This is a genomic window from Streptomyces lichenis (genome assembly GCF_023218175.1).
GTDB classification, from domain to species: domain Bacteria; phylum Actinomycetota; class Actinomycetes; order Streptomycetales; family Streptomycetaceae; genus Streptomyces; species Streptomyces lichenis.
This window is the reverse complement of sequence record NZ_JALPTH010000004.1, coordinates 109,649-122,590: the sequence shown is the minus strand read 5'-3', so window position 1 is coordinate 122,590 and position 12,942 is coordinate 109,649. Positions and strand designations below refer to the sequence as shown.

The 12,942-nt window shown below is 73.5% G+C and carries 9 protein-coding genes; 3 read left to right on the top strand and 6 right to left on the bottom strand.

Translation table 11 applies throughout. From position 1 onward, the window contains the following. Positions 1 to 112: 112 nt before the first annotated feature. Positions 113 to 1,171 (bottom strand): PLL family lectin, encoded by a 1,059-nt coding sequence (locus M1O15_RS05525; protein WP_248632082.1) that lies wholly within the window; start codon positions 1,169 to 1,171, stop codon positions 113 to 115. A gap of 430 nt (positions 1,172 to 1,601) precedes the next feature. Between M1O15_RS05525 and wecB the strand changes: the two genes are divergently transcribed. From wecB to M1O15_RS05510, 3 genes are all read left to right on the top strand, one after another. After that, positions 1,602 to 2,714 (top strand): non-hydrolyzing UDP-N-acetylglucosamine 2-epimerase, encoded by a 1,113-nt coding sequence (gene wecB / locus M1O15_RS05520; RefSeq protein WP_248632081.1) that lies wholly within the window; start codon positions 1,602 to 1,604, stop codon positions 2,712 to 2,714. A 115-nt stretch (positions 2,715 to 2,829) separates the two neighbouring features. Then, complete coding sequence (locus M1O15_RS05515; RefSeq protein ID WP_248632080.1) at positions 2,830 to 4,200, top strand: glycosyltransferase; 1,371 nt, start codon at positions 2,830 to 2,832, stop codon at positions 4,198 to 4,200. Next, complete coding sequence (locus M1O15_RS05510) at positions 4,197 to 6,326, top strand: glycosyltransferase family protein (protein WP_248632079.1); 2,130 nt, start codon at positions 4,197 to 4,199, stop codon at positions 6,324 to 6,326. The genes M1O15_RS05515 and M1O15_RS05510 overlap by 4 nt, the downstream gene beginning before the upstream one ends. Positions 6,327 to 6,406: 80 nt before the next feature. On the opposite strand, the gene galE is transcribed toward M1O15_RS05510, so the two are convergent. From galE to M1O15_RS05485, 5 genes are all read right to left on the bottom strand, one after another. After that, entirely contained in the window at positions 6,407 to 7,375 is a 969-nt protein-coding gene (gene galE / locus M1O15_RS05505; RefSeq protein WP_248632078.1) for a UDP-glucose 4-epimerase GalE, read from the bottom strand. Between the two features lie 86 nt (positions 7,376 to 7,461). Beyond that, positions 7,462 to 8,745 carry a nucleotide sugar dehydrogenase gene (locus tag M1O15_RS05500; protein ID WP_248632077.1) on the bottom strand — a complete coding sequence of 428 codons (1,284 nt, stop codon included), beginning with the start codon at positions 8,743 to 8,745 and terminating at the stop codon, positions 7,462 to 7,464. Next, positions 8,742 to 10,385 (bottom strand): glycosyltransferase family 2 protein, encoded by a 1,644-nt coding sequence (locus M1O15_RS05495; protein WP_248632076.1) that lies wholly within the window; start codon positions 10,383 to 10,385, stop codon positions 8,742 to 8,744. The genes M1O15_RS05500 and M1O15_RS05495 overlap by 4 nt, the downstream gene beginning before the upstream one ends. A gap of 59 nt (positions 10,386 to 10,444) precedes the next feature. Next, the gene (locus tag M1O15_RS05490) at positions 10,445 to 11,470 is read right to left on the bottom strand and encodes a Gfo/Idh/MocA family protein (protein ID WP_308282229.1); all 1,026 of its coding nucleotides are present in this window, start codon (positions 11,468 to 11,470) and stop codon (positions 10,445 to 10,447) included. Continuing rightward, positions 11,467 to 12,585 carry a DegT/DnrJ/EryC1/StrS family aminotransferase gene (locus M1O15_RS05485; protein ID WP_248632075.1) on the bottom strand — a complete coding sequence of 373 codons (1,119 nt, stop codon included), beginning with the start codon at positions 12,583 to 12,585 and terminating at the stop codon, positions 11,467 to 11,469. Before M1O15_RS05485 ends, M1O15_RS05490 begins: the two co-directional genes overlap by 4 nt. Positions 12,586 to 12,942: the final 357 nt, after the last annotated feature.

Below are 12,942 nucleotides of genomic sequence, written 5' to 3'. Positions count from 1 at the left end.
GGCGCCGCACGGGCGGCAGGCCGGGCGCTCACCTCCCGGCGTACGGGACCGGGCGCCGACCCCGCAGGCGGGCGCGGCCTGACCGGGGCGACGCGGGATCAAGCCGCCCGCCTCAGACCGCCGTCCAGGCGTCCAGGGCGAGGCCGGGCTCGGACTTCTGCCGGGCGACGCGGAGGGTGCCGTCGGTGCCGAAGGCGGCGACGACCACCCGGCCGCGGCCGTCCAGGGCGAGCGCGGGGGCACCCAGGCAGGGGTCGCCGGTGAGGGTCCAGGAGGCGCCCAGGGGTTCCTCCTCGGTGGGGTAGGCGGCGATCGCCGGGCGGCCGGTGGCCTCGTCCCGGCGGACCATCACCGTGCAGTCGTGGCCGTCCACCGGCGTACGCAGCAGCGCGACGGGACCGCTGCCGCCCGGACCGCCCAGCGGGGCGGGGTCGGCGGCGGCCTCGTCGGGGCCGGCGCGCCAGGTCCGTACCGTGCGGTCCCCGCGGTCGTGCCACACATGGGTGAGCCGCCCCGGGGCGGTCGCCACCCGGGACAGCGAGTCGGGCTCGGGGGCGGCCGGGATGTCCGCGGCGCGGACGAACTTCACCCCGCGCCCGGGCTGGGTCCACCGCATCAGGTGCCGGGGAGTCGGCGCCAGCAGCTCCATCAGCCCGTCGTCCAGCAGCGCGGTCGAGACCCGGCCGGTGATGCGCAACCCCCCGAGGTCGGCCCACCGGTTCCACTTGCCGGAGGCCACCTGGGCGCGGTGCCGGACCCCGCCGCCCGGGTCGGCGACGAAGACGTGCAGGGAGCCGGTGGTGTCGACGACGGCGGTGGGCGGGCCGATCCGGGCCGCCGCCTCCGGGTCGTCCGGGAACGGGTTGCCGACCGTCTCCCAGGAGCGCACCGCCAGCCCGGACTGGTACTGCAAGGCGCAGACCACCTCGGTGGCGGGCTTCCCGCCGGCGCCGCGGGTGCGGCGCAGCCCCACCAGATGCACATAGGCGTCGGCGCCCTGGGCTATACACAGATAGGGGTCGTTGCCGGGGGCGGGGATGGTGTCCGGGCCGGACCAGCCGGGCCCGCCGGGGTGCGCCTCGGTCCACCGCAGCACCGCGTCCTCGACCGCCGCGTAGGCGGTGAGCCGGCCGTCCTTGCCGCGCACCAGCCAGTCGGTGCCGGCGGGCACCGCCGCCCCGGGCAGCCCCGGACCGGAGCCGCTCCGGCCCCGGTTTCGGTCCCGGTCCGAAGGGCGAACGCCCGTCTCTCCGTGGGGACTACGCGCGGACCGTCCCGCCATGGCTCACCGCCGACCCTCTCCAGCACACACGCGGGGGCGCCTTGCCGCCCCCGGGCTGGCGTGACGATAACACCGCCCCGGGGCGGGGCCGGGACCGGTCGCGGGGCCCGAGGGACGGTCCGGCAGGCGAACGGGAGGGATACGGGAAGGGGACACGAGGGCTACCGGAGGAACACGGCGGGGGTGAGGGGGCGGGCGGGCGGCGGTTGTCCCGGAATCGTTATGGCCGGAGCCGCGGACCGACCCCTTCCCGGGATTGCCTACGATGGCACGGCACGTCTCCCTCATCGACCTGTACCCAGTAGAAGAAGAGTGCTCAGTGAAAGTCATCAGCATCGTCGGCGCCCGTCCCCAACTGGTGAAGCTCGCCCCCATCGCGGCGGCCTTCGCCGGAACGGAGCACGAGCACGTCATCGTGCACACCGGGCAGCACTATGACGCGGACCTCTCCGACGTCTTCTTCGACGGACTGGGCATCCCCGACCCGGACGTCCACCTCGGGGTCGGCTCCGGCAGCCACGGCGTGCAGACCGGCACGGTGCTCGCCGCGCTCGACCCGGTGCTGGAGCGCGAGCGCCCGGACTGGGTGCTGGTCTACGGAGACACCAACTCCACCATCGCGGGCGCCCTTTCGGCCGTGAAGATGCACCTGCCGGTGGCGCATCTGGAGGCCGGGCTGCGCTCGTTCAACCGGCGCATGCCCGAGGAGCACAACCGGGTGCTCACCGACCACTGCGCCGACGTGCTGCTCGCGCCGACCGAGGAGGCCATGCGCCACCTCGCCGACGAGGGCCTCAAGGACCGCGCCGTGCTCGCCGGCGACGTGATGGTGGACATCTGCCTGCGCATCCGCGACGACGTGCGGGCCGGCAAGCACCAGGCACCCTCGCTGCCCGAGGGCATCGACCCCTCCCGGCCGTTCCTGCTGGCCACCCTCCACCGCCCGGACAACACCGACGACCCCGAGCGGCTGGCCGCCATCATCGCGTCGCTGGCCGCGCTGCCGGTGCCGGTCGCCCTGCTGGCCCACCCGCGGCTGGTGGCCCGCGCCGAGGAGCACGGCATCGAGCTGGCCCAGGGCTCGGTGCACGTCGGCCGCCCGCTGCCGTACGCCGGTCTGATCGCCGCCGTGCTGGCCTCCACCGGTGTGGTCACCGACTCCGGCGGCCTGCAGAAGGAGGCCTTCCTGCTGGAGCGGGTCAACACCACGATCCGGCCGGAGACCGAGTGGGTGGAAACCGTGGACACCGGTTGGAACGTCCTCGTACCCGACCCGCACACGCTGTCCGCGGACGACTGGGCCGCCACGGTGACCCGGCCGGCGCCCACCGCCGACCCCGGCACCCCGTACGGGGACGGGCAGGCCGCCCGTAACGTCGTGCGCATCCTCGCGGACCTGCACGAGCAGAAGGGAGGCAGCCGGCACGCGTGAGGGACAAAGGACCCCTCGGGGTCACTTTTCCGTCCATCTCACCGTGCTAGCGTCACCGGTTATGTCAGTGTCTCCCACGTCCCGGCCGCCTGCCTTCGCAGGCGAGCGGCCTCACGTGATCTATCTCGCCATCGGTTTCCCGCCCGCCGCCAAGAGCTGCGCCTACCGCATGCGCGAGACGGCCAACCAGTTCGTCCGCCAGGGCTGGGACGTCACCGTGGTCACCATCGCCCAGGAGTCCTGGGAGCGCGACTCCGGCGTGGACCTCACCCTGCTGGAGCAGGTCGACCCGCGCGTCCGGATCGTCGAACTGCCCCTGTCGCGCGAGGACCTGGAGACCGACATCGGTCTGTACAGCGAGGAGCGCGCGCTCAACCCGAACGGCTGGGTCACCCGGCTGCGCCGCCGCCAGATGGAGCCCTTCCCGGAGCCCAACTTCGGCGACTGGCGCGGCGATCTGGAGCAGGCGGTGCTGAAGGTGCACGCCGAGCAGCCGGCCGACCTGCTGCTCGCCAGCTGCGTCCCCTACGTCAACCTCGCCGCGGCCTGGAAGCTGTGGGAGGAGGCGAAGGTCCCGTACGCGGTGGACTTCCGCGACGGCTGGTCGATCGACGTCATCGAGGGCGTGGAGTGCTTCGCCCGCGACTCCGCCGAGGGGATCTGGGAGCAGCGCATCCTGGACCACGCGGTCTCGCTGTGGGTGGTCAACGACCCGATCGCCGAGCACTACCGCACCCGCTACCCGGAGTTCGCCGACCGCGTGCACGTGGTGCGCAACGGCTACGACGCCGACAGCTCCCCGGGCCGGGTGCACCGCCCGGACACCGGCGCCGGCCTCGCCTTCGGCTACCTGGGCACCGTCAACTTCACCGTCCCGCACCTGGAGACGGTGCTGGACGCCTGGCGGGCCGCCCGGGAGCGCGAGCCGCTGCTGGCCAACGCCACCTTCGAGGTCCGCGGCCACATCGGCAACGGCTCCGGGCGCGAGGCCAACCGGCACGCCGAGGTGCTCAAGCAGGCCGAGCCGGACGGCGTCCGCTTCGGCGGCCCCGCCGCCAAGGCCGAGGTCGCCTCGATCTACGCCCGCTGGGACGCGATGGTCCTCATCCTCATCGGCGGCCGGTACGTCACCTCCGGCAAGGTCTACGAGTACATGGCGACCGGGCTGCCGATCGTCTCCGCCCACGTGGTCGAGCACGACGCGTCCAACGTCCTTGACGGCCACCCGCTGTGGACCGGCGCTCCCGGGCTGGACGTGGCGGGCCTGACCGAGTCGTTCGTCAGGGCCGCGCACATGGCGGTGGAGACCAGCGACGAGGTGCACGCCGAAGCGATGGCGCACGCCGACCGGTTCACCCGCGAGGCGGTGATGAGCGTCGCGGTGAAGACCCTGATCGACGACCACGCGGCCCTCCACCGGGACAGCGCCGGGGACGCGGCCGCCCTCGCCGACACCCAGCCCGCCGCCGGAGGACCCTCCCAGTGACCAACGTCCTGTTCATCGCCAGCACCAAGCCGCAGATGGGCGTCTTCGCCGACTCGGTGCGCAAGTTCCAGGCGCTGGGAGCGGCCACGTACCTGGGCGGCGTCTTCCACCTGCCGTCGGTCGCCGAGCTCGGCACCACCCCGCTGACCGAGACCCACCAGCTGCCGCGCAACCTCAACACCCGCAGCGCCGCGCTGCGCCGCAAGGCCCGCAAGGCGCCCGGCGGGATGAAGGTGTGGCTCCAGGCACGCGGCGACAGCTGGCTGCGCCGCCAGGCCCGGCACGCCGACGTGCTGGTGGCGCTGGACCCCGGCGCCGTGTACACGGTGTGGCGGCTGGCCCAGTACTACCGTGTGGAGGAAGCCCACTTCGGCATCGCGCCGGCCCTCAAGGCGGTCGAGCGGGTCAAGCAGCGCGGCACCTCCGGCACCCGCGCGGCGCTGCCGCCGCTGGACATCGTCAAGGCCAACGCCCGCCGCGCCATGGACGGCCTGCCGGCCGCGGTGATGCGGCACGCCACCGCCCGCCCGGTGATGCGGTCCGCGGTCGGCGCCAAGCTGTGGCGGACGGCCGTCCAGGTGCCGGGCGTCCCGCCCCGGGTGCGCGTCGCCACCTCCCGGTACGTCGCCGAGGGCATGCAGTGGGCGGGCCGCACCAGCGGCGCGTCGCTGACCCTGGCCGCCGCCGCGTCCAGGATTCCCGACCTGACCACCAGGGCGGGGCTGCTGGACGAGGCCGCGATGAACGAGCTGGCCAAGGGCATCAGCCCGCGCGACATGGACAAGACGGTCGCGGCCCGACTGGCCGAGACCGACGCGGAGTTCGCCAGGGAAGACCATGTGAAGGCGTCGGCCGCCCTGGACCGGGCGCTGACCCTGGCGTTCCACCGGGTGCTCCACATCGACCAGTTGTCCTCGCCGCTGGCCGAGGACGCCGCCGGGTTCACCGCCCCGCTGTACCGCTCGCCGTCGATGCGGGCGCTCGCCAGACCGCAGGGCCGCCGCACCCCGTACGCCGAGCCGCCGAAGGACCGGCCGCTGCGGCTGCTGGTCACCACCAGCGCGAACGACAACTTCCTGCGCCACATCCTGGCCCGTTACGGCAAGCACCAGGACGTGGAGCTGCGCTACCTGGACCTCGCCGCACAGAGAAGCCTCAAGCGGATAGCGTGGGCCGGACGCCGGGTGCTGGAGGACCGCCTCTCCGGCGGCACCAGCACCTACCAGGAAGAGGTCGAGCGGCTGATGCGGCCCTACCTGGACTGGGCCGACACCGTCTTCCTGGACTGGTCGGTGGGCCCGGCGGCGATGCTCACCACGATCGACCCGGGCACCACCCGGATCATCGTGCGGCTGCACAGCTACGAGGCGTTCACCCGCTGGCCGCACATGACCGACTTCTCCCGGATCGACGACCTGGTGTACGTGGCTCCGCACGTGCGGGACCTGGTCGAGTCGCTGGTGCCGCAGCTGCGCGAGGACACCGCGCCGCGCACGCACCTGGTCGACAACGCCATGGACCTGACCGGCTTCGGCCGCCCGAAGCCGGCCGATGCCCGCTTCAACCTGGGCCTGGTCGGCGTCAGCCAGGTCGCCAAGGACCCGCTGTGGGCCGTGGAGGTGCTGCGCCGGGTCCGCGAGCACGACGAGCGGTACCGGCTGCTGCTGGTCGGCGGGGACATGAACCCGAAGACCAGCATGGCCACCCGGGTGTACCGCCGGGCCATGGAGGCGCAGCTGAAGCCGCTGGTCCAGGAGGGCGTCGTGCTGCGGCTCGGCCCCACCGACGACGTGCCCTCGGCGCTCACCGACATCGGCGTCATCCTCTCCTCGTCGGTGCGCGAGGGCTGCCACGTCGGCCTGATGGAGGGCGCGGCCAGCGCCGCCGTTCCGGTCTCCCGGGACTGGCCCTTCTACGCCGGCAAGCCGAACAGCGCCCGCACCCTGTACCCGCAGGGCTGGGTCGTCGGCTCGGTGGAGGAGGCGGCCAAGCGCATCCTGGAGACCACGGCCACCGAGGAGGCCTGGCGGGACGCCGGCAAACTGGCCGCCGACCACGCCCTGTCCACCTGGGACTGGCCGGTGGTGAGCCGCGCGTTCGACGAGCTGTTCCTCGGCGACCGCTAGCCTGCGGCGCGGCCGACGACGAAGGGGCCCCGGGAGACGATCCCGGGGCCCCTTCGCGTACCGCCGCGCCGGGCGGCGGGTCAGGGGTGGCGCCGGCGCCAGCCGGCCCACGCCGAGGCGACCATCTCCTTGACCCCGTGGCGGGCGGTCCAGTCCAGTTCGGCGCGGATGCGGTCGGCGGCGGCCACCACCCGGGCCGGGTCGCCGGGGCGGCGGCCGGTGACCTCGACGGCGGCGTCCCGGTGGCCGGTGACCTCGCGGATGACGTCGATCATCTCGGTGACCGAGACGCCCTCGCCGCGGCCGATGTTGAGCACCAGCGAGGCATCCGGGTCGGCGGCCAGCCGGCGGGCGGCGGCCACGTGCGCGGAGGCGATGTCCTCCACGTGGATGTAGTCGCGTACGCAGGTGCCGTCCGGCGTCGGGTAGTCGTCGCCGAAGACCCGGGGCCGCTCGCCGGCGTCCAGCCGCTCGAAGACCATCGGCACCAGGTTGAACACCCCGGCGTCGCCCAGCTCCGGGGTGGCCGCGCCGGCCACGTTGAAGTACCGCAGGGACGCGGTGGCCATGCCATGGGCGCGGCCGACGGCGGAGACCAGCCACTCCCCCGCCAGCTTGGACTCGCCGTAGGGGTTGATCGGCGCGCAGGGGGTGTCCTCGGTGACCAGGTCCACGTCCGGCATGCCGTACACCGCGGCGGAGGAGGAGAACAGGAACCGGCCCGTGCCCGCCTCCGCGGCGGCCTCCAGCAGGACGCGGATGCCCTCCACGTTCTCCCGGTAGTAGTACAGCGGGCGGGCGACCGACTCGGCGACCTGCTTCTTGCCGGCGATGTGCACGATGCCGGTGACGGCGTGCTCGCGCAGCACCCGGTCCACGGTGGCGCGGTCCAGCACGGTGCCGGTCTCCAGCGGGACTCCCGGCGGGAGGCGGTCCGCGCTGCCGGTGGACAGGTCGTCCAGGACGACGGTCCGCTCGCCCGCGGCGGCCATCGCCCGCACCACGTGCGCGCCGATGAAGCCGGCGCCGCCGGTGATCAGCCAGGTCATGGGTTCCTCCTGCGGAGCGGCCCCGCCCCACGGTGGCGGGGCGGGGCCGGGGTTCGTACGGGCTGTGCGGGGGCCGCCAGGCGCGGTCAGCCGCCGATGACGACGCGGCGGACGCCCTTCCAGGCCTCCGGGTCGGTGGTGCGGCGGCCGTCGACCAGCACGGTGACGTCCGGCAGGTCGGCCGGGGTGAGGGTGCGGTATTCGGCGTGGTCGGCCTGGAGGACGGCCGCGGTGACCTTCTCGCCGCGGTGCGGGGTCAGCCCGTGGTCGGCCAGCTCCTCCGCGGTGTACATCGGGTCCGAGACGAACGGCACCGCGCCGCGCGCCTTCAGCGCCTCCACCGTGCCGAAGACGCCGGAGAACGCGGTCTCCTTGACGCCGCCGCGGTAGGCCGCGCCGAGCACCAGCACGTGGGCGCCGGACAGGTCGCCGTAGGCGGCGGCCAGCAGGTCGACCGCGTACTCCGGCATCGCGGCGTTGGCCTCGCGGGCCGAGCGGACCACGGTGGCCTCCGGGTCGTTCCACAGGTACATCCGCGGGTAGATCGGGATGCAGTGGCCGCCGACGGCGATGCCGGGCTGGTGGATGTGGCTGTACGGCTGGGAGTTGCAGGCCTCGATGACCTTCTTGACGTCGATGCCGTTCCGGTCGGCGAACCGGGCGAACTGGTTGGCCAGCCCGATGTTGACGTCCCGGTAGGTGGTCTCGGCGAGCTTGGCCAGCTCGGAGGCCTCGGCGGTGCCCAGGTCCCACACGCCGTTCGGCTGCGGCAGGTCGGTGCGCTCGTCGAAGTCCAGCACCTCGCGGTAGAAGTCGACGCCGCGGGCGGTGGACGCCTCGTCGATGCCGCCGACCAGCTTGGGGTAGCGGCGCAGGTCGGCGAAGACCCGGCCGGTGAGCACCCGCTCCGGGGAGAACACCAGGTGGAAGTCCTCGCCGGCGGTGAGGCCGGAGCCCTGCTCCAGCATCGGCGCCCAGCGGGTGCGGGTGGTGCCGACCGGCAGGGTGGTCTCGTACGAGACGAGGGTGCCGGGCTTGAGGCCCTTGGCGATGTCCCGGGTGGCGGCGTCCATCCAGCCGAAGTCGGGGGTGCCCTCGGCGTCGACGAACAGCGGGACGACGACCACGACAGCGTCGGACTGCGCCACCGCGGAGGCCGTGTCGGTGGTGGCCGACAGCAGGCCCGCGGAGACGGTCTGCTTGAGGCGGCGGTCCAGGTCGTGCTCGCCGGGGAAGGGCTCGGTGCCGGCGTTGACCAGCTCCACGACCTTGCCGTTGACGTCCGCGCCGATGACCCTGTGGCCCTTCATGGCGAACTGCACGGCGAGCGGCAGACCGATCTTGCCGAGTGCGACTACACAGATGTTCATCGAGACAGTTTCCTCTTCACACGGGACAGAATCCGGCGCACCCGCTTGAGCTTGCCGGACGAGGGCTCCCAGAGCGGAGCCGTGGTGACCACCAGCCGGCCCTTGCCGTTGGCGGTCGCGGAGACGCGGTAGGGCAGCCGCTGCCGCCAGCGCCGGGCCAGCGGCAGCGGACGGCCGCGCACCGGGACCGGGATCTCGTACGCCGAGCCGGCCACGTCCAGGTAGACCCGGATGCCCAGGGTGGCGCGGCGCGCGGGGAGCGGCAGCCGGAGTCGCAGCACCGTGCCGGCGCCGTCCGGGTCGGCCTCGCGGAGCGTCTCGCCCGCCTCGGCGGGGAGTTCGGCGCCGGCCGGCAGCCGGCGCCCGCCGGGCTTGTCGGCGCTGCGCGGCATGGCCTTCGGGGCCGGCCGCAGGGTGAGCGAGGCGGTGTCGGCGGTGACCGGCACCCGCACCGCGAGGCGCACGGCCAGTTCGTCGCCGGTCTGCTCCCACTCGGCGTCCAGGTAGCGGGTGCCGGAGGCGAGCCGGGCGGCGGCGTTCTCGTCCAGGATCTCGAAGACCCGGTCGGGCAGGGCCAGTGCGTCCCGGAAACCCGGGTAGCCGACGTAGGCCCGGCCGTCCTCCAGCAGGACCGGCGGGGTGCCGTGCTCCGCCTCGTCCTCGATGGCCCGGGCCAGCTCCTCCACCGCGCCGCGCTGCGCCAGCGCGATCCGCACCCGGCGCTGGACGTCCATCCGGTCGCGTACGCCGTCGGTGAAGTACTGGTCGGCCAGGGCGGCGACGCCGGCGCACACCTGGCGGCGGGTCTCGGCGTCCAGGGCCGGGAAGTCGTGCTGGACGAGCTTGGCCAGCTCCCACAGGAAGTGGCGGTGGAAGACGGCGTCCCGCTCCGGCCCGGCCGGGATCAGTCCGGCGGCGTGCCGCATGATGTCGGCCACGCAGCGCAGCCGGGCCAGGTGGTCGGCCCGGTAGGTGATGTTGGAGGAGTCGCCGCGCTTGACCGCGTAGTAGCAGGTGTAGTCGGCCAGCACGGAGGTCCGGCGGGCGCGCGCCACGGCCTCGATGGTGAACGGCTGGTCGGAGCCGACCGGCATGTCCTCGGGGAAGCGCAGCTTGTGCTTCTCGACCAACTCGCGCCTAAACAGCTTGGTGTTGGCCAGCGTGAACGGCAGCGCCGAGTCGGAGAGCCCGACGTCCGGCTCGTTCCTCTTGTACAGCGCCTGGTGCACGTAGCGCCCGTTGGTGCCGACCATCTTGCCGACCACGATGTCCGACTCGTGCCGGTCGGCGTAGCCGACCATCCGCTCCAGGGCCTCTTCGCCGAGGTAGTCGTCGGAGCCCATGAAGTAGACGAAGCGGCCGGTGGCGACCTCCAGCGCGCGGTTGCTGGGGGCCGCCGGTCCGCCGGAGTTCTCCTGGTGGATCACCTTGACGGTGTCCGGGTACCGCGCGGCGAACCGGTCGAGCTCCCGGCCGCTGTCGTCGGTGGAGCCGTCGTCCACCGCGACGACCTCCAGCCGGTCGCGTCCGATGCTCTGCCCCACCAGCGACTCCAGGCACTGGGTGAGGTAGGGCATCGTGTTGTAGACGGCGACCACGACGGTGACGTCGGGGGCGGTGACGTCAGGGCTGCTGCCCATGCCCCGCCCCCCGCGTCAGCCGGGTGGCGGGCCCGCCGGGGGCCCGCACCGAAGACTGCTCAGTTGTCATCGTCCGTCCGATTCCCCAGGAAGATCGTGCCGCCGCCGGCGGCCGACTTGAGCACCGCCTCGGCGACCTCCACGGTCCGCAGGCCGTCCCGCAGGGTGCAGATGTCGCGGGGCCCGCCGAGCACCGCGTCGCGGAACAGCTCGTGCTCGACCAGCAGCGGCTCGCGCTTGGGGATGGCGTAGCGGACCATGTCGCCCTCGGAGACACCGCGGAAGGCGCGCAGCGCCTCCCACTCGGTGGCCACGGCGGCGTTGGAGTGGAAGGTCAGGTCGGCGGTGAGGGTGTCGGCGACGAAGCAACCGCGCTCACCGGTGACCGAGGTGAACCGCTCCTTGAGCGGGCTCAGCCAGTTGACCAGGTGGTTGACCATGGTGCCGTCGGAGAGCTGGCCGACCGCGGAGACCATGTCCTCGTGCACCCGGCCCGACTTGGAGACGGTGTGCGCGGCGATGGTGGTGTAGGTCTGGCCGGTGACCCAGCCGCTGAGGTCGATGTCGTGGGTGGCCAGGTCCTTGACCACGCCGACGTCGGCGATGCGGTGCGGGAAGGGGCCCTGGCGGCGGGTGACGACCTGGTAGACGTCGCCCAGCTCGCCGGCCTCCAGCCGGGTCCGCAGCGAGCGCAGCGCGGGGTTGCACCGTTCGATGTGGCCGACGCCGGCGACCAGGCCGCGGGACTCGAAGGCCTCCATCAGGCGGCGGGCGCCCTCCACGGTGTCCGCGAGGGGCTTCTCGATCAGCGCGTGCACGCCGGCCTCGGCGAGCGCCAGGCCGACCGGCTCGTGCAGCGCGGTGGGGCAGGCCACCACGGCGTAGTCGATGCCGAGGGCGATCAGCTCCTCGACGGTCGCGAGCACCGGGGCGCCCTGCGACCAGCCGTTCTTGTCGCCCATCGGGTCGACCACGCCGACCAGTTGGACGCCGTCCAGGGAGGCCAGGACCCGGGCGTGGTTGCGGCCCATCGAGCCGAGGCCGACGAGCCCGGCGCGCAGCGGCGCGGCGGCGGTGGTGGTCACAGGTTCTCTCCCAGCGCGTTCACGGCGGCGACGATCCGCTCCAGGTCCCCCTGGCCCAGCGAGGGGTGCACGGGCAGCGAGACCACCTCGGCGGCGGCCTTCTCGGTCTCCGGCAGGTCCCAGCTGCGGCCGGCCTTCTGGTCCGGCTCCCAGTACGGCTTCAGCCGGTGGATGGGGGTCGGGTAGTAGACCGCGTTGCCGACGCCGGCCTCGGTGAGCTTCGCCATGGCGGCGTCCCGGTCGCCGCGGACGCGGACCGTGTACTGGTGGTAGACGTGCCGGGCGCCCGGGGCGACCGGCGGGGTGACCACGTTCGGGGCGGTGATGTGCTCCGTGAGGTACGCGGCGTTGGCGATGCGCTGCTCGGTCCAGCCGTCCAGCTTGCCGAGCTGGACGCGGCCGACGGCGGCGGCCACGTCGGTCAGCCGCATGTTGGCGCCGACGATCTCGTTGGCGTACCGCGTCTCCATGCCCTGGTTGCGCAGCAGGCGCAGGGTGCGGGCGGTCTCGGCGTCCGCCGTGGTGACCATGCCGCCTTCGAGCGAGTGCATGTTCTTGGTCGGGTAGAAGCTGAACGTGCCGCCCGCGCCGAAGGCGCCGACCGGGGTGCCGTTCAGCGCCGCGCCGTGGGCCTGGCAGGCGTCCTCCACCACGGCGAGGCCGTGCTTGCCGGCGATCGCCGTGATCCGGTCCATCGCGGCCGGGTGGCCGTAGAGGTGCACCGGCATGATGGCGGCGGTCCGCGGGGTGATCGCGGCCTCCACGGCGGCCGGGTCGAGGCTGAAGCCGTCCGGCTCGATGTCGACGAACACCGCGTCGGCGCCGACCAGTCGGACCACGTTGGCCGAGGCCGCGAAGGAGAACGAGGGGACGATCACCTCGTCGCCGGGCCCGACCCCCAGCGCCATCAGCAGCAGGTGCAGCGCGGAGGTGCCGGAGTTGACCGCGACGCAGTGGCGGCCGTCGACCAGCGCGGAGAACTCCTCCTCGAACGCGGCGACCTCGGGCCCCTGCACGACGCGACCGCTACGCAGCACGCGTACCGCCGCCTCGATCTCCTCTTCACCGATGACCGGGCGGGCAGCGGGGATGGGCTGCTCGTTGCTGCTCGGCATGGACGTCCTCCTTGAACACCGCGAGAGCTCTTTGTGGCAGAGGTCCTGAGGGCGCCCGCGGACGTGAGGAGTCGCGCGTCCCCCTCCGGCGCGAGCCGACGCCCTGCCGGGGCTGCCGGGACCTGTCTGCCCCGGAGCGGGATCCGCCACCGGCTGCGGGCGGCACCCGCCACGACAGCGACCGGGCGTCACATTATCAGGGATCTCCTGGGCCATTTCGGGCCCCTGCGCCCTGCGATGCATCGATTCCGAAACAAAGCCCCTGGCCCGTGGCCGGTGCCTGGTCGGGGGTCGCGGGGTCCGACCGGACACGACCCCGGGGTTCCCGGTCCGCCGCACCCGCGGAAGCGCCGGACA